This is a genomic window from Leeuwenhoekiella palythoae (genome assembly GCF_900130045.1).
Lineage (GTDB): Bacteria > Bacteroidota > Bacteroidia > Flavobacteriales > Flavobacteriaceae > Leeuwenhoekiella > Leeuwenhoekiella palythoae.
Genome location: NZ_FQXT01000006.1, coordinates 210,788 through 232,093 on the forward strand (window position 1 = coordinate 210,788; position 21,306 = coordinate 232,093).

The following is a 21,306-nucleotide window of genomic DNA, read 5'->3' on the forward strand; positions in this document are numbered from 1 at the left end:
ATCCTTAAAATATAAGTCGCTCACTATCATTTGTGTATAAATTAAATTCTAGGGGCGAAATATATAAAAGCAGGTGAAGTTTAGGTGAAACATAGGCCTCAGTCAAAAAACAATTATTTTTCAAAGCACCGGCATTGTATAAATTTAAAGTATGAATATAGAAGAAAACCTGCAGCGCGCATTACAGTCTTATGATTTGAACAGCGAGACTTTATTAAAACTGTATGAGCATGTGTTGCGACCAAGACGCATTGAAGAAAAGATGTTGATTCTTTTACGCCAAGGAAAAATTTCTAAATGGTTTAGTGGAATTGGGCAAGAAGCGATTGCGGTTGGTTTGACCTTGGCGTTGCATAGCGATGAATATATTTTACCTATGCATCGCAATCTGGGGGTTTTTACGAGTAGGGAAATTCCGCTAGATCGTCTTTTTAGTCAATGGCAAGGAAAATCTAATGGATTTACTAAAGGCAGAGACCGCAGTTTTCACTTTGGAACACAAGACTATAAAATAGTGGGTATGATTTCGCATCTGGGTCCACAACTTGGAGTCGCAGACGGAATCGCTTTAGCACACAAGTTGAGCAATGAAGCAAAGGTCACCGCCGTTTTTACGGGCGAAGGCGGTACCAGCGAAGGTGATTTTCACGAGGCTTTAAATGTAGCCTCGGTATGGGATTTACCGGTGCTATTTTGTATTGAGAACAACGGTTACGGACTTTCTACACCCACATCAGAGCAATACCGCTGTGAGCATCTGGCAGATCGGGCAAAAGGTTATGGGATGGAAAGCCACATTATAGATGGCAATAATATTCTTGAAGTGTATACGAAGCTTAGCACTATTGCGCAATCAGTAAGAGAGCGATCACGACCGGTTTTGATCGAGTTTAAAACTTTTAGAATGCGTGGGCACGAGGAGGCGAGCGGTGTTAAATATGTACCGGAAACTTTATTAGGCACTTGGGCATTGCGCGATCCTGTGACTAATTTTGAATCGTATTTAATAGAAAAAGGTCTATTAACCGAAGCCCTAAAGCACGAGATCGAGGATAAGATTCATCAAGAAATTGAACAAGCTTTGCAAAAGGTTGCTACAGAACCAGCTGTAAGTGCTGATCTGCATACCGAACTCAACGATGTTTTTGCTCCAGTTGAATTTACCCAAATAAAACCCGGTGAGGCTACACAGCAGGTTCGGTTTATAGATGCCATTCAAGTAGGACTTCGTCAAAGTTTAGAGCGTTTTGCGAATCTCGTTTTAATGGGGCAAGACGTAGCTGCATACGGCGGTGTGTTTAAAATAACCGAAGGTTTTGTGGAGCAATTTGGCTCAGAACGCATCAGAAATACTCCTATTTGTGAGTCGGCAATCGTTGAAACTGCAATGGGCTTGGCCATTAATGGATACAAAGCCATCGTAGAAATGCAATTTGCAGATTTTGTAAGTAGTGGTTTTAATCCTATTGTTAATTATTTGGCCAAAAGTTATTACCGCTGGGGCCAACCGGCAGACGTGGTGATCAGAATGCCGTGCGGTGCAGGAGTAGGGGCAGGACCGTTTCACAGCCAGACTAACGAGGCGTGGTTTACCCATACTGCCGGCCTTAAAGTCGTATATCCCGCTTTTCCATATGATGCCAAAGGCTTACTCGCAGCAGCAATAGAAGATCAGAATCCTGTGTTGTTTTTTGAGCATAAGGCTTTGTATAGAACCATTACTCAAGAGATTCCTGAAGACTATTACACCTTGCCTTTGGGAAAAGCTTCGGTGGTGCAGGAAGGCTCAAAAATCACACTCATTACTTACGGCGCTCCGGTGCATTGGGTGATAGAAGTTTTGAATGATCATAAAGATTGGTCTGTTGAGCTCATAGATTTACGTAGTTTGATTCCATTAGATTACAATACGATTAAAGCTTCCGTAGCAAAAACAGGAAAGGTTTTATTGGTGACCGAAGATGTAAACTTCGGAAGCATAACTGCTGATATTTCGGCCTACATTGCAGAGGAGTGTTTCACTTATTTAGACGCACCGATCAAGCGATTATCAAGTTTAGATACGCCCGTTCCTTTTGCGCAGCTCCTTGAAAATCAGTATCTGGCAAAGCGTAAATTAGCAGAGGCTATCAAAGCATTACTTGCGTACTAATGTTAAAATTTTATCGGAATCAAAAGGACGGAAACTATTCCTTAACGCATTTTAACAGCGCAAAGTTAAACACTATTAATTCTAAAAAATCGACTGTGGCTTCTCTATATTTTTGGACTATTACTAACCAATAAATCTTAAAAATTATGTTGAAGTGGACAGTTATATTTATCATTATTGCGATCGTAGCAGCAATCTTTGGATTCGGTGGAATCGCATCTGGAGCAGAGAGTATTGCTAAAATACTTTTCTTCATTTTTATCGTTTTATTCTTGATTAGTTTACTTTCAAGACTATTTAGATAAAACTTAGTTTAATCAATATTTAATTTATGAAACGGATTATCACAGTATTGCTTTTAAGTGTGTTTTTGGTCTCTTGCGGAAGCAGCGATCAAGTTGTAAAACAATCTAGAAAAACCCTTAAAGGTTATTGGAATTTAGATAATATCAATTACAACAACGCTCCGGGAGTTTACGATGTGACGCTTTTTGGCGACGCTTCATCTGAGTGTATGGTGGGAAGTACCTGGAGGTTCATCCCGAATAACAACTTTGGTAATTATGAAATTACCGATGGAAGTTGTGCATTAGGCAAACGCTATTTTGTATGGAGTATTCCCGCTCAAGAGAGTGCGACTTCTTATGATATTTTGCTAAAGCCCACAGATGAGAAAATGAAATCAACAATGAACAATGCTGGTTTTCGTTTAAATATCAACTATTTGTCTGATAACGAATTAACCTTTACGCAGACGGTTCAAGTAGATGGAAAACCATTTACGATTGTAATGAACTTTTCTAAAATCTCTGAATAAGTTTAATAAATTGATATGCTTTTAGATTGAACCTAAAACTTCAAGCTAAAAGCATATTTTTATATAAATAATCAATAAAACAATTATGAAAAATATACTTAAAAATGTTTCGGTATTTGCAATCGCTATTACGATGCTAACGGGATGTGAGGCCACAAGAAATGCAAATAATCAACAAAAAGGTACCGTAATAGGTGCAGCCGGTGGTGCTATTTTGGGCGCTGTAATTGGTAACAATGTTGGTAAAAAAGGTGATGGTGGTGAACTAGGAGCTGTTATAGGTGGTGTTGTAGGTGGTGCTGCCGGTAACGTGATCGGTAAAAAAATGGATAAGCAAGCACAACGTATCGAGGAAGAAATTCCTGGAGCCGAAGTGGAGCGTGTAGATGATGGTATCGTAGTAAATTTTGACGAGAATAGTGGGGTGTATTTTGCAACCAACAAGTATGACATCAACAGCGCATCTCAAGAAACTTTAAATGGTCTTGCACGCGTAATGCAAGAATATCCTCAAACCAATGTTTTAGTAGTTGGGCATACTGATAGTACCGGTTCGGCGGATTATAATATGACGCTTTCTAAAAACCGTGCGCAAGCGGTTACTAACTACTTGGTAACACAAGGAATTGCTTCCGGTCGTTTCACTACACAATGGTATGGTGAAGAGCAACCAAAATATACTAATGATACTGCGGAAGGACGTTCTAAAAACCGTCGCGTAACTTTAGCAATCGTACCTAACCAAGAGATGGTAAACGAAGCTAAGCAGGAAGCGGGTGAAAATTAAAAGGCTTATACTAAGATTCCTTTTTTAGGATGCTTAATTGAGAGAACTCCTTATATTGATTGATGTAAGGAGTTTTTTTATACGCCTAATTGTCCGAGGCTTGCCCTGATGTTGTTTAAATCGTAATTTGAAACTCGATTGAAAAAGTCGTTTAACATAGCAATTATTGGTGCAGGACTGGCCGGTTTAACTGCCGCAATTCATTTGCGCAAGTCTGGATTTGATGTGTTGCTTTTTGAGAAAGAGCACTTCCCAAAACATAAAGTTTGCGGTGAGTACCTTTCTAACGAAATTTTACCGTATTGGAACTATCTGGGCGTTGATCCTCTACAGTGGGGCGCGGTCGCAATTGATCATTTAGCGTTGTCTGCGGTCAATGGAAACTCGCTTGATATTAAATTGCCTCTAGGCGGTTTTGGGATAAGTAGATACGAGCTTGATCATCATCTTTTAGAATATGCCCTTAGTTTAGGATGCACTTTGATCCCTCAGACTGTTGAGGATATTCATTTTGCTGAAAATACATTTTCTGTTTCAACTAAAGATCAGCAAGAGTTTAAAGCTCATTTGGTGATTGGTGCCTTTGGGAAACGTTCTAATTTAGACTTTAAACTGGACCGAAATTTCACAAATTCTAAGAACAATTGGTTGGCGGTTAAAGCCCACTATGCTGGGGAAATTCGTTCAGATCAAGTGAGTCTGCATAATTTTAAAGGTGGTTACTGCGGAATTTCTAGGGTTGAAAATCATAAAATAAATGTTTGCTATCTAACCCGTACCGAAGCGTTCAAACCTTTTAAGAATATTGAAGAGTTTCAACAAAAAGTGCTTTGTGAAAATCCGCATTTGAGGAAGTTTTTCTCCCAAGCAGAATCTCTTTTGGATCAACCGTTAAGTATCAGTCAGATCGCTTTTCAATCAAAACCGAGCGTAGAAAATCATATGTTGATGTGTGGCGACAGTGCCGGACTCATTCATCCCTTATGCGGAAACGGAATGGCGATGGCGGTTATTTCGGCTAAATTAGCTTCAGAATGTATTTGTGAGTACGTGAATCAAGATTGGTCTCGTAGCGAACTAGAGCAACATTATGAGCAGCTCTGGAAGCGTACGTTTACAAATCGCTTGCGTGCCGGAAACTTGTTGCAGCGCGCTTTGCAAAATGACTCGCTCACATCCACAGGAATACAAGTGCTAAAACACCTGCCAAAAGTGACACAAAAACTCATTCAAACAACCCACGGAAAACCTTTAAAAATTTGAAGTATCGCAAATTAACCCCGGAATTGATGGACGACCCCCACGTGGATGAAGCTACTTTGAAAGCCGCCTTGGCCGAGGTTACTCGCGTAAATAAATACTTGGGTGGTCAGCAGGTCACTTTAGAGGGGTTACGCTATTTTTTTGATCGGTTTCCGCAAAAAAGTTACACCATTCTCGATGTAGGATGTGGCGACGGAGCAATGCTGCGTAGTATCGCCAACTTTGCCAGAAAGCGCTCTATTGCTGTAAAACTGATAGGGATCGATATCAATCCTAAAAGCATTGCTTTGGCACAAAAACGCTCACAAGATTTTCCGGAGGTGTCGTTTCAAGTTCAGGATGTTTTTAAGCTGAATGAAACCCATCTGGAAATAGACATAATCACTTCAACCTTAACCATGCATCACTTTACCGATACTGAAATTTTAAAGTTCCTAGCGCAGTTTTTAAAGTTGGCTAACTTAGGAATAGTGATCAATGATTTACAGCGAAGTACGATTGCATATCGATTGTTTCAGGCGTATAGTCGTGTATTTATGAGAAGCGCAATGGCACGACACGATGGTTTAATTTCTATAGAACGCGCCTTTACAAAAAACGAATTGCTATCTTTTACATCAAAACTCGGGGTACAGTCGTTTAATATAAAATGGCGCTGGGCGTTCAGATATTTATGGATATTAGAAAATCAAAAGTAGCAATCGCAGGTGTAGCTAAAGCTGTCCCGCAATATAGCCGGGAAACCCAAGAGATTCTCCCTTTGGTCACACAATGGATGGCAGGGCAGCAGGAGCGTTTTCAGCGTAAAGTAAAAAAGATTTTCACCAATGCCGGGGTAGACAAACGCTACAGTATTATGGCTCCCGATGAGGTGTTTACCGCGACTTCTTTTGAGCATAAAAACAACATTTATAAACGCGAAGTAATCCAACTTGGAGAAGATGCTCTGCGCTCAGCACTTGAAAAAACAGGTTGGGAACCGCAATCCCTAGATTATATCATCACCGTGAGTTGCACGGGAATTATGATTCCGTCGCTTGATGCCTATCTCATTAACCGCTTAAAGCTGAGACAAGATATTACCCGATTACCCGTCACCGAAATGGGTTGCGCCGCAGGAATTTCAGGGATGTTGTATGCTAATGATTTTCTAAAAGCCAATCCCGGTAAACGTGCTGCGGTAATTGCGGTCGAAAGTCCTACGGCGACTTTTCAGCTAGATGATTTTTCGATGGCAAATATTGTGAGTGCGGCGATTTTTGGTGATGGCGCGGCCTGCGTATTGCTTTCTTCAGAAGAAAAGGCGTTAGGACCAAAAATCATCGATACCGAAATGTATCATTTTTACGATGCCGAACAGATGATGGGATTTGACCTGACAAACAACGGACTCAAAATGATTCTTGACAAATCGGTGCCGGAAACAATAGCAGCGCACTTTCCGCAGATTATCAATCCGTTTCTCGCAAAGAATGACATAAGTATTTCAGAAGTCAATAATCTGGTATTTCATCCCGGCGGAAAGAAAATCGTTCAGACCGTAGAAAGCTTGTTTGGCGCTTCCGGAAAAAATATTGACGATACTAAAGAAGTTCTTCGGCTTTATGGCAATATGAGCAGTGTAACCGTGTTGTATGTTCTAGAACGCTTTTTAAATCGAAAAATTCCTGCCGAAGATTATGGATTGATGCTTAGTTTTGGTCCCGGTTTTTCAGCACAACGTATATTGTTACAATGGTAAATACTTTTGAATTTAATACCGAAGAAACGGCTAACAGCTGGGCCCTGATCTTGGGTGGAAGCAGCGGTTTAGGTTTTGCTTCGGCAAAAAAACTCGCCGCTAAGGGTTTACATCTTTGCATCGTGCACCGCACGCGCAGAAGCAAACTCGAGGAATTTAACCCTACGATTGAAGCCTTACGCGAAACAGGAATTCAGATCGAAAGCTTTAATCTCGATGCGCTCAACCCGGCAACTATTGATAAGGTGAAAGATTTTTTTACAAAGCAGAATGCTTCAGTAAAAGTATTATTGCACAGTATTGCCAAAGGAAATCTCAAACCGATTTATGCAGAGGACGCTTCCGTAGCTAAACTTTCCGGGAAGGATTTTATACTTACTGCCGAAGCGATGGCGGTGAGTTTATACGACTGGGCGAGCGCATTTGCAAACGTTGGTTTATTTGAAGAAAACGGGAAAATCCTAACTTTTACCAGCGAGGGAAGTACGAAACCGTTACCCAATTACGCCGCAGTTTCCGCAGCTAAAGCAGCTTTAGAAGCCATAATTCGCAGTTTAGCATTTGAATTGGCACCATTAAAGATCACGGCAAATTGTATTCAAGCCGGCGTAACCAATACCGAAAGTTTACAATTGATCCCGGGAAGTGATCAGATTATAGCTCAGGCATTGGAGCGCAACCCGCAAAAGCGATTGACCACTCCGGAAGATGTTGCCAATGTGGTGTACTTGTTGACCAAACCCGAAGCCAACTGGATCAACGGAGCGGTGATTCCGGTAGATGGCGGGGAACATTTAAGATAATTAAGAAAACATAATATAGAATGAAAATAGACCTGCGTAGCGATACGATCACGAAACCCACTCCGGGAATGTTAGATGCAATGATGCACGCCGAAGTTGGGGATGATGTATATAAGGAAGATCCCAGCGTTAATAAATTAGAAGCGCATATTGCTGAATTATTTGGGATGGACTCGGCGCTGTATTTCCCAACAGGATCGATGACCAATCAAGCGGCGATTAAAATTCATACGCAACCCGGCGAGCAACTTATCGCAGATAAATATGCGCACGTTTACAATTATGAAGGTGGTGGCGTTTCGTTTAACAGCGGCGTTTCGTGCAAACTCGTTGACGGGCATCGGGGGATGATCACGGCAGATCAGGTAGAGGAACATATCAATCCGCCAGATTTTTATCACAGTCCGTTGACGTCTCTGGTGTGCCTTGAAAATACCACCAATAAAGGAGGCGGAGCCTGTTATGATTTTAGAGAGATTTTAAAAATCAGAAAGATCTGTGACGATCACGGTTTAGGTTTTCATCTTGACGGAGCACGTCTATGGAACGCGCTCGTAGTAACCGATGAATCTCCTAGAGATTATGGGGCTGCGTTTGATACGATTTCAGTGTGCTTGTCTAAAGGTTTAGGCGCGCCAATGGGTTCTGTGCTCGTGGGTAAACAAAAATTTATGGATAAAGCGATGCGTGTACGCAAAGTTTTAGGAGGAGGTATGCGTCAGGTAGGTTTTGCTGCGGCGGCCGGGCTGTACGGTATTGAGCATCATTGGCAGCGTATGGCAGATGATCACAAACGTGCTCAGGAACTTTCAATTGCTTTAAATCAGCATACAGAAGTAGCACACGTAGAGCCTGTAGAAACCAATATTTTGATCTTTAACCTGCGCGCAGATGCAGATGAGTTACAGTTTATAGAACGCCTAAAAGCCGAAGATATTCACATCAGCGCCTTAGGAAAAGGTAAACTTCGTATCGTAACACATTACGATTATACCGAAGCGATGCATCAGCATTTCTTGGCATTTTTAAAACAAGGATAAACCACACTTTTTGGTTTTTGATATTCTGATTTTTAGAATAAATGCTGGTAATTGATTAATGATATAAGTCTGATGCAGGCTTAAATTATTAATTACTCAAAAATAGGTCGTAAAGAATTAGTTTTTTAAGCTTCCTGCTTAATTTACTGTGTGGTATGCTATCTTAGTATATAGTTAACCCGCGGGCGCTTTGTGCGTTATTCAATATAAAACCAGTTCTTTATGGCCTTAAAAGTTGCGATCTCTCATAAGACGAAATACAAGTATGATAAACGTATTTCGCTTTCGCCACATATTTTTAGACTGCGCCCTGCGCCCCATAGCAGAACTCCCATTGAGGCTTATTCGCTTAAGATAAAGCCCGAAAATCACTTTTTTAACTGGCAGCAAGATCCCTTTGGAAATTATCTGGCGCGTGTGGTTTTTCCTGAAAAAACAGACGAACTTTCTATAGATGTTGAAATTATAGCTGACCTCAAAACGATCAATCCGTTTGATTTTTTTGTGGAAGATTCGGTGGAAGAATTTCCGTTTAAATACAAAGATTCGCTAAAAAAAGAATTACTTCCGTATTTAGAAATAACAGACGACGGCCCGTTACTCAAGAAGTTTTTAAAAACCATTGATGTTTCAGAGCAGCTCACGATTTACTTTTTAATCGGTCTCAACCGCCACATCAATGAGTACCTCAATTATACGGTGCGTATGGAGCCGGGAGTACAATCTTGTGAAGAAACGCTCGAGAAAAAATTGGGCTCTTGTCGGGATTTTGCCTGGTTACTCGTGCAAAGTTTACGGCATTTAGGATTGGCAGCACGATTTGTTTCGGGCTATTTGGTACAGTTAAAATCTGACGAAAAATCGTTAGATGGTCCATCCGGTCCAGAAGAAGATTTTACCGATTTACACGCTTGGGCAGAAGTCTATATTCCTGGAGCCGGCTGGATTGGTTTAGATTCCACTTCGGGTTTATTGGCTGGGGAAGGACATATTCCGTTAGCGTGTACGCCTTCTTTTGAAAGCGCTGCGCCGGTGGTTGGTTTTTCTGATCCTGCGGAAACGGAATTTGAATTTGATAATTCCGTTACCCGAATATTTGAATCTCCGCGAGTCACCAAGCCCTATACAGAAGCGCAATGGAACGCAATTTACGAGCTAGGTTTTGAGGTTGAAAGGGAATTGCAAGCAGGCGATGTGCGTCTTACGATGGGAGGGGAGCCGACTTTTGTTTCTATAGATGATATGGAATCTGAACAGTGGAATACCGCTGCAGACGGCCCTGAAAAGCGTAAACTTTCTGAAGGACTTTCTAAACGTTTGCTGCATAAATTTGGTCAAGGTGGAATGTTTCACCACGCGCAGGGAAAATGGTATCCGGGCGAACCTATTCCACGCTGGTCTATAGGGTTGCATTGGCGTAAAGACGGCATTCCTATTTGGAAAGATGAGTCACTTATGGCATCTTTTAATGAGGAATATGATCTGCCGGAAGGAATCACCAAGACTTTTTTACAAGAATTGGCGCTGAACCTCGGGATTCGTTTAGAATACATCACCCCGGCGTATGAAGACGTGTTTTATTTTATGTGGGAAGAAGGAAGGCTGCCTGTAGATGTTGATCCGTTAAAAGGCGATGATGTTGCGACTTCGGTGCGTAATCGTCTCAATAAAGTTTTAGAGCAAGGATTAGATAAAAAGATCGGCCACGTAATGCCATTGGCCAATATTCAAGGAAAATGGGTTACGAGTCCGTGGCGTTTCCGAAGAAATCATCTTTTTCTCATTCCGGGGAATTCACCGGTAGGTTTACGATTACCACTTAATTCATTGATTGAAGAACCCGATGTGCCTACACAACCCATTGCAGATCCTGATCTTTTTGACAAGCGACAGCCTTTTGGGCCGTACGGTGAAGCCTTAGAAAAACGTAAAGCCGCCGAAAAGCCTAAAAAGAAAAATGGCAAGGTTGATTACAATGCAGATAAGCAAGAGAAGAATCCGTTTGCTCGAACTGCGATTTGTGCTGAGGTTCGGGATAAAAAGCTTTATTTATTTCTTCCGCCTTTAGATAATGCCGAAACGTTCATAGACCTGATGGCTTCGGTGGAAGCAGCAGCAAAAAAGCTAAATGTGCCTGTATTGATCGAAGGTTACGAGCCGCCAAGAGATAATCGTCTTGAGGTGTTGAAGGTGACGCCAGATCCCGGAGTTATTGAAGTGAATGTTCACCCGGCGAAGAATTGGGACGAACTTACCAAAAACACGCTCACGCTGTACGAAGAGGCTAAAAAGAGCCGTTTGGGTACCGAAAAATTTATGCTCGACGGAAAACACACGGGCACCGGTGGCGGAAATCACGTGACCTTAGGCGGTGTCACTCCGGCTGATAGTCCGTTGTTGCGCCGACCTGATTTGTTGCGCAGCTTGCTTACATTCTGGCAGCATCATCCGGGACTTTCCTATTTGTTTTCAGGCGGATTTATAGGTTCTACGAGTCAGGCTCCCCGTGTAGATGAAGGCCGCCAGGAAAATTTATACGAACTGGAAATCGCATTCAATCAAATTCCGGAGGATGAAGATGTGCCGTTTTGGTTGACCGATCGTTTGTTCAGGCATTTGCTTACTGATATCACCGGAAATACGCATCGTGCAGAGTTTTGTATCGATAAATTATATTCGCCAGATTCGTCTTCCGGCAGGTTAGGAATTCTTGAATTACGGGCGTTTGATATGCCGCCACACGCCCAAATGAGTTTGATGCAAATGTTGCTCGTACGCACGCTGGTCAGCTGGTTTTGGAACGAACCGTACAAGCACAAACTCACCCGTTGGGGCACACAATTGCACGATAAATTCCTGATGGAACATTATGTGCGAGAAGATATTAAAGATATTGTTGCACAGCTTAACGCAGCGGGATATCCATTCAAATTAGATTGGTTTGATCCGTTTTTTGAATTCCGTTTCCCATTGTACGGTTTGGTCGATATTAAAGATATGAAGGTCGAATTGCGCGCCGCGATAGAACCGTGGAATGTACTGGGAGAAGCAATGACGGGTGGCGGGACTTCGCGTTATGTTGATTCGTCTTTAGAACGTGTGCAGATCAAAGTTTCAAACTTTAATGATGAGCGCTATGTGTTGACCTGCAACGGCGTGAAAGTACAACTGAGCAACACCGGTGTTAAAGGAGAATATGTTGCCGGCGTGCGCTATAAAGCTTGGCAACCGTGGTCTGCTTTGCATCCAACTATTCCGGTAGATACGCCTCTGGTTTTTGATATTGTTGATTTGTGGAATCAACGCTCCATAGGCGGTTGTACGTATTTTGTATCACATCCGGGAGGGCGCAATTATGAGACGTACCCAATTAATAGCTTAGAAGCTGAATCTAGAAGAATTAATCGTTTTTGGGATATTGGTCATACGCAAGGAACTTTAGTATATACCGAAAAAGAACCCGACACCAAGCTGGCAGGCCGAACTTTAAAATCAACTTCTTCAGATAAAACCTTTAATTTTAAGGAAATTCCGGTGAATCCAGAATTCCCACATTTGCTAGATTTGCGAAAGAAATAATTATTATTTACAACCCTGAATATGACCGTGGCTACTAATGCTTGGTTTACCAAGTATTTTACAGATTATACCTACGATGAGATGTTTACCCCAGATCTCAGCGTTAAGGAAGATTGGCAGGAGCTTTTAGAGAACTTTAAGCGCATAGGGATTGATGGTTTGACACAACGTCAAAACGATATCAACTGGCTGCTGGAAGAAAACGGGGTGACTTATAATGTGTATAATGATCCCAATGGCTTAAACCGCCCTTGGAATCTCAATGTAGTTCCTTTAATTCTTCAGGCTAAGGAATGGCAGAAAATTGAAAAAGGCCTCAAACAACGGGCGCACTTGTTAGACTTAGTGCTAAAAGATGTTTATGGAGAGCGCAAGTTGATCAAAGAAGGCATTGTCCCGCACGAAGTGATCTACGGGCATCGCGGGTTTTTAAGGCAATGTGATAAAATTCAGTATAAGATTGATAAGCATTTATTGCTGTATGCTGCAGATCTCGCCCGCGGAACTGACGGTAGAATGTGGGTGGTAAATGATCGTTCTCAGGCGCCCTCAGGAATGGGATATGCCCTCGAAAACCGCTCAACGGCAAACCGGGTGCTCTCTGATATTTTTGCTGAGATGAACATCAAGCGACTTTCAGAATTCTTCAAAGAATTCAACGAGTTGTTGCTTGAAGCTTCTCCTGATAAAGTCGAAAATCCCAATATTGTTATTCTCACTCCGGGCTCGCATAACGAGACCTATTTTGAACACGCCTATTTAGCGTCCTTTTTAGGTTATCCGTTAGTTCAGGGAAACGACTTGGTGGTGCGTGATGGATTTCTCTTTATGAAATCACTCAAGGGGTTGAAAAAAGTACACGTGGTTTTACGGCGCGTTGACGATGTATTTACAGATCCTTTGGAGTTGCGTGAAGATTCTCACTTGGGAGTCGCCGGCTTACTTGACGTGGTACGTAGACAGAATGTGGCGGTGGTAAACCCTATTGGCAGTGGCGTTTTAGAGAATCCGGGGCTTATCCCATTTATGCCGGCTATTTGTAAATATTTTTTAAAGGAAGATTTGCAGCTTCCGCAAATTGCGAGTTGGTGGTGTGGGCAAGAAAAAGAGAAAGATTATGTGCTGAAGAATTTAGCAAATCTGGTTATTAAGCCGATTGATCGTACCAACCGCGAACATATACATTTTGGTTCTCAAATGACCGAAGAAGAGCTGGCAACACTTCGGAAAGAAATTTTAAAAAAGCCTTATCATTTTGTGGCGCAGGAACGTATAAGTTTTTCAACAGCGCCTAATTATTCAAAAGGAACTTTTGAACCGCGTAATATGGTTGCACGTACATTTACTATTGCGGGTAAAAACGGTTATAATGTGATGCCCGGCGGACTGGTGCGTGTGGCTCCTGAACGTGGTAAATTGAGAGTTTCTAACCAACGCGGAGGGACTAGCAAGGATTTTTGGATCATCGGCGATCTTAAAAGTGAAGAAACCGCAAATTACAGCTGGAATCGTAAATCTGCTGTGTCGGCTAGTGGTCTTGATGATCTCCCCAGTTTAACTGCAGAAAATTTATATTGGGCAGGACGTTATGTGGGGCGCACTTTAGTCAACGCCCGTTTTCTAAGAATGGTGCTCAAGCAAATGAACACGCCCGAAATATCTTCAAATCAGCAAACCTGCTCGGTAAAGATGAATATTCTCTATAAAGCAGTGACGCAGATGACCGGTACGTATCCCGGCTTTATGGAGAAAAACAAAGAGGGTGTTTACGCTATAGATAATCCGTTGAAAGAAATGATGGCCGTAGTGCTCGACCGAAATAAAATAGGAAGTCTGGCCAATTCGATGATGATGTTCAGCAACAGCTATTATTCGATCAGAAATCTGTGGAGCAGCGATATGTGGCGGGTTTTTGAGAATATTCAAAAGTTGTGGCGCAATCTTGAAAATGAGAAAGAGATCACCGTCAATAAAATGATCAAAACCTTAAATCAATTGATCACGCGCTTGATTGCTTTTATGGGACTCATTGAAGAAAGCATTATGGTCGAACAAGGCTTATTGCTTTACTTTATAGGCCTTCAGTTAGAGCAGAGTATGCTTACGATTACAAAATGCCGTTCGCTTCTGGTGATCAAACAATCTGGGCAAACCGAATATGAAGTGCTGGAATCCTTGTTAAGCAGTCACGAAAGTTTAAACATTTACCGCTACAGTTACAGATCGTATATACGCGTAGAACCGGTAATTAGCCTTTTGCTGATGGATTTAAAATATCCACGATCGTTGACCTTTCAGCTTGGGCGGTTACAAAAAGATATTTCGCGCTTACCGCATTCACAAAAGTCTGATGCGCTTATGCATTACGAGAAATATGTATTTGAAGCCTTTTCTAAACTACGTTTGGCGAACTCAGATCAGCTGGCAACAGTAAAGGAGAATGACGGAAATATTCGAAAAGATCTGGATAAACTTTTAGAAGAATTGAGCGATTTATTATTTTCCACTTCTCAGACAATTTCTAACACCTACTTTAATCATACATATAAGCAGAGTCAGCTTGTAGATCAAAACTTTCCGCTCTAATGTTGTATTCCGTTACGCATACCACAAAATATGATTATGATGCGCCTGTGAGCTACTGTCATAATATCGCAGTATTAAAGCCAAGGCGTTCGCTAGGGCAGGAGTTGCTAGAATATAAAATGAGCATAGCGCCGGAAGCCGATGAGGTTTCTGAACGTGTAGATTTCTTCGGAAATTTCATCACGCGCTTTTCGATTCAGAAAGAGCACAAACAGCTCAAAGTAACTACTAAAAGCAAACTGCGAAGAGAGTATGAGCAGTACAAAACCGAATTTAGATCAGACCGTTGTACTAAAGTAAGCCTCGAGCAGGCTAAGGAAAATTTATTGAAAACAGATCTTGAAATTCTTGATGCAAAGCAGTTTGTTTTAGATTCTATTTTTATCAATAAAACTGGTGAAGCCGTTGAAAAATATGCCCGCGAAAGCTTTAAACCCAACCGTTCTGTTTTTGAAGCTGCAGAAGAATTAATGCAGCGCATTTATACAGATTTTAAGTTCGTATCTGGCTTTACCAGTGTGTCAACGCCCATAGACGTGGTGATGCAAGAACGCAAAGGCGTTTGTCAGGATTTTGCTCAAATCGCTATCGCTTGCATCCGAGCAATTGGCTTACCTGCGCGATACATAAGCGGGTATATTGAAACGCTTCCGCCGCCCGGTCAAGAAAAGTTAATAGGAGCAGATGCGTCTCACGCGTGGTTTTCTATTTTTATTCCGGGTTTTGGATGGGTAGATTTTGATCCTACCAATAATCAAATCCCCGGCGACCAGCATCTGGTCGTAGGTTGGGGAAGAGATTATTATGATGTACCTCCTTTAAAAGGAGTGGTTTATGGTAGTGGAAAAAGCAGACTGAGCGTTGAGGTTGATATCGCTCGTGTGGTTTAACTCGCTGCTAGATATTTTAAGAAACACATACTGCCGCCAACACCGCTGTATTGCCCGTAATTGGGGATTACATCGTACTGGCGCTTTTTGTATAAAGCGATTGCAGGTGGCTGAAAAATTCCGGTTTCAAGCACGCATTTATTGTATCCTATTTCTATAGCCCAGTTCTCTAAAGCCTCAAGAATGGCGCTGGCATATCCGCGTTTGCGGTACAATGGCTTAGTATACATGCGTTTGATCTCAACGCTTCTGGGACCATATTCTCTAAATGCGCCACAAGCAACAGGAATTCCGCTGTCATACGCGACTATTACATTTTTAATTCGGTCTAAAGCATTAAACTGATTGTAAAATGCGTGATCATCACCATCAGTGACTTTGAGGGTTTGATCCAGTTCTTTTACCATTTTCAAAAAATCAGGATTTTTTGAATCGGTACGTACAAGATTTAACATAGTATTGTTTTTCGGGTGGTTGAATTCGAAAGATACATTTCTCTTGTTCCAAAAAAAAGATTTCAAATAAGAATTTCTTAAACGCTTTTCAACATAAAAGCAAAATCTGGTTTTTTGTACAAATGTATAAGCAAACGCATCGTTTGCAGATTTCTGAATTTTGGAAATGGAAGCAATTTATGGACACCGCCGAAGGGTTTAGTACTCAGTCCCGGTAGTTATCGGGATGCCTTAAAATTGAAAATTTGTTGCCAAGTACATTACCTCACGGGCCTGCCCTAATATAGTTTACTTGGAAGAAAAGCAATCACAGCCTGCTCCATCTTACTCACTCACTTCGAGGTAGATATTAATAAAGTTCTCCAATTTCGATTGAAGGTCTAATTGATCTTCGTTGCTCCAGTTGCCGTGGCCTCCGTTATAAATAGTTAGGCTATTGACTACGCTGAATTCCTCTAAGCGTTCTTGCATAAATGTAGCGTTGGTTATTGGCACTAAAGGATCATCGTTGCCATAAAACATTAGCGTAGGGCTGGTAGCTGTACTTACCTGATATGCCGGACTCACCGCTTGTGCCAACGTATCTGCTTCGGGATATGCGTTTGCATCAATGAGTTGCGGGATGGCGACGCTATATTCAGGATGATTTTGATAGAATTCATCGTCAAGGTTTGTAGGACCTACAATACTGCAAACGCCTTTGACCTGATCATTTTCATCATAAACCGAATCATAATACAGTGCGAGATGTGCTCCTGCACTCACCCCAATTAAGATGAATTCTGCACGTACTTGAAGGGTTTCTACGTTTTGTGAAATTTCTGTCAGTGCGAGACCAATTTCTTCAAATTGTTGTGGAAAGGCCGTAGTCTCCGGCGGATTGGCCAAAGTATAATTCATATTCAGAATGGCATGCTCAGGAAAATTCTCTTGTAAAAAGGGAATATACGCTTGCATATCTCTTTTGTCACCGTCAATCCAGCCACCTCCGTGAATCAGCACAAGCACTTTGGTTTTATTGCGGCTACGTGCTTCGGGAAGATACAGATCATAGATTTGCTGATTTCCCGGCCCATAAGAAGTGTTGGACAACGTTTGGGCTGGCAGATCTGTGGCTACATCAATTGTTGCCGGCACTTCCTCATTAGTACAGGACCATAAGATACAGACAAGAACTATAAGCAAAGCATTTTTCATAATAGGGCAAGGGTTTAAAAGTATAACGTGAAAACGAGTAATTAGTATAAAAAAAGCCTGCTAAAAAGCAGGCTCAGATATACAGTGATTTGGGTTAATTGGCACCGCCAAAGGGTTTTATACTCAATCCCGATAGTTATCGGGATGCCACGAAATTAAAAATTTGTTCGCAATGAAAGCCGAGTGAGCTTGCCCCGAGGTAGTTTACTTGATTGGTTTATATTCTCCAACCGAAAGCCCTAAGCAATTCAGTTCATTTTTAATGCGTTCATAAACGCTGGGTTTTGCATAATCAACAGCGATAATGTTTTTTTTGAGGTTGATCTCTAAAACGCGAACCTCCATAATTCGGTTTAAACAGCGGCTGATCGCATCTTGCGAACCGGTGAAGTTCTTTTCGGAAATTTGAAGCGTAGCTTTCATAAATTCTTAAATAATTGGCGGTTAGACTGAAGCGGTCTTATAAAAGTACAACAGGTTTGTTTAAGTAGTGTTAATAAAACGTTGCAAAAACAGTGATTTACAAGGTTTTAGTGTTAAAATTTTAAGCTAAACCGGTTTAGCCGAAAAGCACATTTTACAAGTGTTTGGCTTACACTAGAGCACTTTTGCCGCTAAATAGCGTTGAATTGCATAAACATCTATTTGTTTGGTGAACTTTTTGCTTACACTAGGTACATTTTCACTGCTGATCCATATTTTTAATTCGGCATCTAAATCAAAAGTTCCTGCTGTTTCTAATGAAAAGCGTGAAATATTCTTATATGGTAAGCTTTTATATTCCACTTTACTACCGGTGACACCCTGCACATCAATAAGAATTAAGCGCTTTGTAGTAAATATAAAAACGTCTCTCAGCAGTTTAAAGCCAAGCTCAACCTGTTCACTATCGGTAAGTAAGCGTTCATATTTAGTACTTAATTCTTCCGCCGGGATCTCACTGGCGTTCCCTAATATTCTTCCTAATAAACTCATAGCGCTAATTTTTGAGCTAAAGGTTATAAAAGAAAATTTTAAGAACTGTGAGCGTCTAGCCAATTAACAGCGATTTAATAGTAGTGAACCGTGAACATAAAAATTGAAGTAAATAAAAAAAGCCTCCGGATGGAGGCTTTTCAATGCTTTTGAGGAAATCCTTAAAATGCATTAGCAATAAGCTGCTCGAACAACTCTTGCTTTCCGCTGTATGGTTTTGGTTCTCCGGTTTGGTGTCCCAAGGTACTGAGCGCTTCTAGCGATAAAGCGCCAGATTCAAATTTTGCACCATTCCCCTGATCAAAAGAAGCATAGCGGTTTTTGCGTAGTTCTTTATAAGAAGTATGCTGAAGCACGTGATCTGCAGCGATCAGTCCGCGGGCAAAAGTATCCATACCGGCGATGTGGGCGATAAATTTATCTTCAAGATCAGTAGAATTACGGCGCACTTTAGCGTCAAAGTTGATGCCGCCGCCTTGAATTCCACCACCTTCAAGAATAACCAACATTGCTTGAGTCGCTTCATACACATCAATAGGAAACTGATCTGTATCCCAACCGTTTTGGTAGTCGCCACGATTGGCATCAATACTGCCTAGCATTCCTGCGTCAACAGCTACTTGTAATTCGTGCTCAAATGTATGACTTGCTAAGGTTGCGTGATTCACTTCAAGATTCAGTTTAAAATCATCTTGTAGTCCGTATTTATTAATGAAACCTAAACTCGTTGCTGCATCAAAATCATATTGATGCTTGGTAGGTTCCATAGGTTTAGGTTCGATTAAAAAGTTTCCTTTAAATCCTTGTTTACGCGCATAATCACGCGCAATGGTAAGAAACTGCGCCAGATGATCCAGCTCGCGTTTCATGTCGGTATTCAGCAAGCTCATATAGCCTTCACGACCACCCCAAAACACATAATTCTCACCACCCAACGCAAGAGTTGCGTCAATGGCAATTTTAAGCTGCGCACCGGCATAGGCCACTACATCAAAATTAGGATTGGTTGCAGCACCATTCATATAACGCGGATTACTAAAGAGGTTTGATGTTCCCCAAAGCAGTTTAATACCGCTTTCTTGCTGTTTGGTTTTTGCATAGTCTACAACCGCAGCAATGCGTTTTTCAAACTCCCCAAGACTAGGAGCTTCATCTACAAGATCTACATCATGAAAGCAGTAATACGGAAGACCTAGCTTGGTCATAAATTCAAATGCGGCATCCATTTTATCCTTAGCACGTATTACAGGATCGGGGTTGGCATCCCAGGAAAAAGTTTCGGTGGGAGCGCCAAAAGGATCTCCACCTTTATTGTTAAGCGTATGCCAGTAGGCCATCGCAAAACGCATATGCTCTTTTAGTGTTTTTCCTGCGACTACTTTGTTTTCATCGTAGTATTTAAAGGCAAGCGGATTATCGCTTTCTTTTCCTTCAAATTTGATTGGGTCTATGTTTTTAAAATAGGTACTCATTATGCTATTATTTGAATATTATTTTTCCAGGTTTGATATAAATCGGTGTATTGTTGTTTTAATTCGGGTTGAGGCTCCTGAGTGCTTAATAACTCTAGTCCGTGGGCGGCATCATCCAGACTGGTATAAAATCCATAGCCGTGGGCTGCTCCTCGCGCAGCACCTTCAGCGCCATTGGTTTTGTACAGCGCTAAGGTAGTTTGCGTGGTATTTACAAAAATATCTCTGAATACCGGACTCAGGAATAAATTGGCTTTTGTAGCCTTTACGGAATGTCCACCGGCGCCAATATGCTGCATTACCTCAAAGCCGTAGTTCATGGCATAAACAATTCCTTCACAAGCAGCGCGAACCATATGGGTGGCTCCGTGCCTGTTGAAATCTAAATTCTGCAATCCGCTGAAGGATTTCTTGTTATTAAATATACGTTCAACACCATTGCCAAAAGGATAAAAGTTAAGTCCGGCACTACCCGGACCAGCTTGCGCTGCTTGCGCATTTAAGAAATCGTAGGACAAAAACTTATCTTTTCCGGTGGAAAGTATTTTACGCAACCACTGATACAAGATCCCTGAACCATTAATACAGAGTAACACGCCGTTGCGTTTTTGAGCTTCGGTGTTATTCACGTGCAAAAAGGTGTTGATGCGATTTTCGGTATCAAAAGCATCTTGATCGGTCACCGAATAGATCACTGCGGAAGTTCCGGCAGTAGTGGCGATTTCTCCGGGTTGATTTACGTTAAGTGCGAGCGCATTATTGGGTTGATCTCCGGCGCGATAGGTGATTGCTACGTCTTTAGAAAAGCCCAAACGCTCAGCGATATGAGGTGCAATAGTCGCCTGATGACTAAAATTAGCCACGACCTCAGGAATCACCGCACGCGGAAGATCTAAAGCATCGAGGACTTCTTCGGCTAAGGCATTCTTTTTAAAATCCCAAAGCGCTGCTTCAGAAAGCCCTGATTTGCTGGTTTGTGCTATGCCCGAAAATTTAGCGGCCAGATAATCGCCCGGAAGCATCATATGTGCGACCTGATCAAAAAGCTCTGGTTCGTGTTGCTGAACCCACTTTAACTTCGCTGCGGTAAAATTCCCCGGACTTTGCAAAACCCGGTCTTGAAAAAATGTTGCTCCTTTTTCCTGATAGTATTTTTCGCCAATAGGCGCAGCACGGCTATCACACCAGATGATAGAAGGCCGCAAAATATTTAGATCTTTGTCGGTAAGTACCAGACCGTGCATTTGATACGAAATCCCAATGGCTTTAATTAGGCTAATGTCAACACCATGATCTTTTAATTTTTTTACACCCGTACAAGTGTACTCCCACCAGAGTTGCGGATCTTGCTCAGCCCAACCGCTTTGAGGGGCTTTGATGATCATCTCGTGATCAGGAACCGTGCAACTGCCTACTGATTTGCCAGTGTTGGCATCAAGTACGGCAAGCTTGATTGAAGAACTGCCCAGATCGATTCCTAAAAAATACATATGCGTTTAAATTAAATCTCTTATTTTAGTCCAGAGGACAACTTATGGTTTGTATGACT

Annotated in this window: 18 protein-coding genes; 12 read left to right on the top strand and 6 right to left on the bottom strand. The window is 41.7% G+C overall.

Annotated elements, in window-relative coordinates; genetic code table 11:
• Positions 1-151: 151 nt before the first annotated feature.
• The 12 genes from BUA96_RS15770 to BUA96_RS15825 all read left to right on the top strand — a co-directional run bounded on the left by BUA96_RS15770 (position 152) and on the right by BUA96_RS15825 (position 15,658).
• Positions 152-2,152, top strand: coding sequence for an alpha-ketoacid dehydrogenase subunit alpha/beta (locus tag BUA96_RS15770; protein ID WP_072984755.1), 2,001 nt, complete (start codon positions 152-154; stop codon positions 2,150-2,152).
• A gap of 146 nt (positions 2,153-2,298) precedes the next feature.
• The gene (locus BUA96_RS15775; protein WP_072984756.1) at positions 2,299-2,457 is read left to right on the top strand and encodes a DUF1328 domain-containing protein; all 159 of its coding nucleotides are present in this window, start codon (positions 2,299-2,301) and stop codon (positions 2,455-2,457) included.
• Positions 2,458-2,483: 26 nt separating this feature from the next.
• A complete protein-coding gene (locus tag BUA96_RS15780) occupies positions 2,484-2,969 on the top strand; it encodes a lipocalin-like domain-containing protein (protein ID WP_072984758.1) in 486 nt (161 codons plus the stop codon).
• 85 nt (positions 2,970-3,054) lie between these two features.
• A complete protein-coding gene (locus BUA96_RS15785) occupies positions 3,055-3,756 on the top strand; it encodes a YiaD family glycine zipper/OmpA-like lipoprotein (protein WP_072984760.1) in 702 nt (233 codons plus the stop codon).
• Between the two features lie 138 nt (positions 3,757-3,894).
• Positions 3,895-5,019, top strand: coding sequence for an NAD(P)/FAD-dependent oxidoreductase (locus BUA96_RS15790; RefSeq protein ID WP_072984761.1), 1,125 nt, complete (start codon positions 3,895-3,897; stop codon positions 5,017-5,019).
• Positions 5,016-5,717 carry a methyltransferase domain-containing protein gene (locus tag BUA96_RS15795; RefSeq protein ID WP_084673192.1) on the top strand — a complete coding sequence of 234 codons (702 nt, stop codon included), beginning with the start codon at positions 5,016-5,018 and terminating at the stop codon, positions 5,715-5,717. Before BUA96_RS15790 ends, BUA96_RS15795 begins: the two co-directional genes overlap by 4 nt.
• Entirely contained in the window at positions 5,693-6,760 is a 1,068-nt protein-coding gene (locus BUA96_RS15800; protein WP_072984763.1) for a type III polyketide synthase, read from the top strand. Before BUA96_RS15795 ends, BUA96_RS15800 begins: the two co-directional genes overlap by 25 nt.
• Positions 6,754-7,563, top strand: a complete 810-nt coding sequence (locus BUA96_RS15805; RefSeq protein ID WP_072984765.1) for an SDR family oxidoreductase — start codon at positions 6,754-6,756, stop codon at positions 7,561-7,563. Before BUA96_RS15800 ends, BUA96_RS15805 begins: the two co-directional genes overlap by 7 nt.
• 20 nt (positions 7,564-7,583) lie before the next feature.
• On the top strand, positions 7,584-8,603 hold the full coding sequence (locus BUA96_RS15810) for a threonine aldolase family protein (protein WP_072984767.1): 1,020 nt from the start codon (positions 7,584-7,586) through the stop codon (positions 8,601-8,603).
• Positions 8,604-8,825: 222 nt separating this feature from the next.
• Positions 8,826-12,182 carry a transglutaminase family protein gene (locus BUA96_RS15815; RefSeq protein WP_072984769.1) on the top strand — a complete coding sequence of 1,119 codons (3,357 nt, stop codon included), beginning with the start codon at positions 8,826-8,828 and terminating at the stop codon, positions 12,180-12,182.
• A gap of 21 nt (positions 12,183-12,203) precedes the next feature.
• The gene (locus BUA96_RS15820) at positions 12,204-14,768 is read left to right on the top strand and encodes a circularly permuted type 2 ATP-grasp protein (protein WP_072984771.1); all 2,565 of its coding nucleotides are present in this window, start codon (positions 12,204-12,206) and stop codon (positions 14,766-14,768) included.
• Positions 14,768-15,658: a transglutaminase family protein gene (locus tag BUA96_RS15825; RefSeq protein ID WP_072984773.1), complete on the top strand. Its 891-nt coding sequence runs from the start codon at positions 14,768-14,770 to the stop codon at positions 15,656-15,658. The genes BUA96_RS15820 and BUA96_RS15825 overlap by 1 nt, the downstream gene beginning before the upstream one ends.
• On the opposite strand, the gene BUA96_RS15830 is transcribed toward BUA96_RS15825, so the two are convergent.
• The 6 genes from BUA96_RS15830 to BUA96_RS15855 all read right to left on the bottom strand — a co-directional run bounded on the left by BUA96_RS15830 (position 15,655) and on the right by BUA96_RS15855 (position 21,247).
• On the bottom strand, positions 15,655-16,113 hold the full coding sequence (locus BUA96_RS15830) for a GNAT family N-acetyltransferase (protein ID WP_072984775.1): 459 nt from the start codon (positions 16,111-16,113) through the stop codon (positions 15,655-15,657). The genes BUA96_RS15825 and BUA96_RS15830 overlap by 4 nt on opposite strands.
• A gap of 324 nt (positions 16,114-16,437) precedes the next feature.
• Positions 16,438-17,310: an alpha/beta hydrolase gene (locus BUA96_RS15835; RefSeq protein ID WP_072984777.1), complete on the bottom strand. Its 873-nt coding sequence runs from the start codon at positions 17,308-17,310 to the stop codon at positions 16,438-16,440.
• Between the two features lie 204 nt (positions 17,311-17,514).
• Positions 17,515-17,733 carry a hypothetical protein gene (locus BUA96_RS15840; protein WP_072984779.1) on the bottom strand — a complete coding sequence of 73 codons (219 nt, stop codon included), beginning with the start codon at positions 17,731-17,733 and terminating at the stop codon, positions 17,515-17,517.
• A gap of 174 nt (positions 17,734-17,907) precedes the next feature.
• Complete coding sequence (locus tag BUA96_RS15845; RefSeq protein ID WP_072984781.1) at positions 17,908-18,285, bottom strand: PH domain-containing protein; 378 nt, start codon at positions 18,283-18,285, stop codon at positions 17,908-17,910.
• Positions 18,286-18,446: 161 nt separating this feature from the next.
• Positions 18,447-19,757: a xylose isomerase gene (xylA, locus tag BUA96_RS15850; RefSeq protein ID WP_072984783.1), complete on the bottom strand. Its 1,311-nt coding sequence runs from the start codon at positions 19,755-19,757 to the stop codon at positions 18,447-18,449.
• A complete protein-coding gene (locus BUA96_RS15855) occupies positions 19,757-21,247 on the bottom strand; it encodes a xylulokinase (RefSeq protein WP_072984785.1) in 1,491 nt (496 codons plus the stop codon). The genes xylA and BUA96_RS15855 overlap by 1 nt, the downstream gene beginning before the upstream one ends.
• Positions 21,248-21,306: the final 59 nt, after the last annotated feature.

Bases quoted from the DNA above. Each gene is read 5' to 3' on its own strand.
- BUA96_RS15800 (WP_072984763.1), top strand. From the start codon at position 5,693: ATGGATATTAGAAAATCAAAAGTAGCAATCGCAGGTGTAGCTAAAGCT.
- BUA96_RS15805 (WP_072984765.1), top strand. From the start codon at position 6,754: ATGGTAAATACTTTTGAATTTAATACCGAAGAAACGGCTAACAGCTGG.
- BUA96_RS15815 (WP_072984769.1), top strand. From the start codon at position 8,826: ATGGCCTTAAAAGTTGCGATCTCTCATAAGACGAAATACAAGTATGAT.
- BUA96_RS15785 (WP_072984760.1), top strand. From the start codon at position 3,055: ATGAAAAATATACTTAAAAATGTTTCGGTATTTGCAATCGCTATTACG.
- BUA96_RS15780 (WP_072984758.1), top strand. From the start codon at position 2,484: ATGAAACGGATTATCACAGTATTGCTTTTAAGTGTGTTTTTGGTCTCT.
- BUA96_RS15820 (WP_072984771.1), top strand. From the start codon at position 12,204: ATGACCGTGGCTACTAATGCTTGGTTTACCAAGTATTTTACAGATTAT.
- BUA96_RS15855 (WP_072984785.1), bottom strand. From the start codon at position 21,247: ATGTATTTTTTAGGAATCGATCTGGGCAGTTCTTCAATCAAGCTTGCC.
- xylA (WP_072984783.1), bottom strand. From the start codon at position 19,757: ATGAGTACCTATTTTAAAAACATAGACCCAATCAAATTTGAAGGAAAA.
- BUA96_RS15825 (WP_072984773.1), top strand. From the start codon at position 14,768: ATGTTGTATTCCGTTACGCATACCACAAAATATGATTATGATGCGCCT.
- BUA96_RS15835 (WP_072984777.1), bottom strand. From the start codon at position 17,310: ATGAAAAATGCTTTGCTTATAGTTCTTGTCTGTATCTTATGGTCCTGT.
- BUA96_RS15810 (WP_072984767.1), top strand. From the start codon at position 7,584: ATGAAAATAGACCTGCGTAGCGATACGATCACGAAACCCACTCCGGGA.
- BUA96_RS15840 (WP_072984779.1), bottom strand. From the start codon at position 17,733: ATGAAAGCTACGCTTCAAATTTCCGAAAAGAACTTCACCGGTTCGCAA.
- BUA96_RS15845 (WP_072984781.1), bottom strand. From the start codon at position 18,285: ATGAGTTTATTAGGAAGAATATTAGGGAACGCCAGTGAGATCCCGGCG.
- BUA96_RS15775 (WP_072984756.1), top strand. From the start codon at position 2,299: ATGTTGAAGTGGACAGTTATATTTATCATTATTGCGATCGTAGCAGCA.
- BUA96_RS15830 (WP_072984775.1), bottom strand. From the start codon at position 16,113: ATGTTAAATCTTGTACGTACCGATTCAAAAAATCCTGATTTTTTGAAA.
- BUA96_RS15770 (WP_072984755.1), top strand. From the start codon at position 152: ATGAATATAGAAGAAAACCTGCAGCGCGCATTACAGTCTTATGATTTG.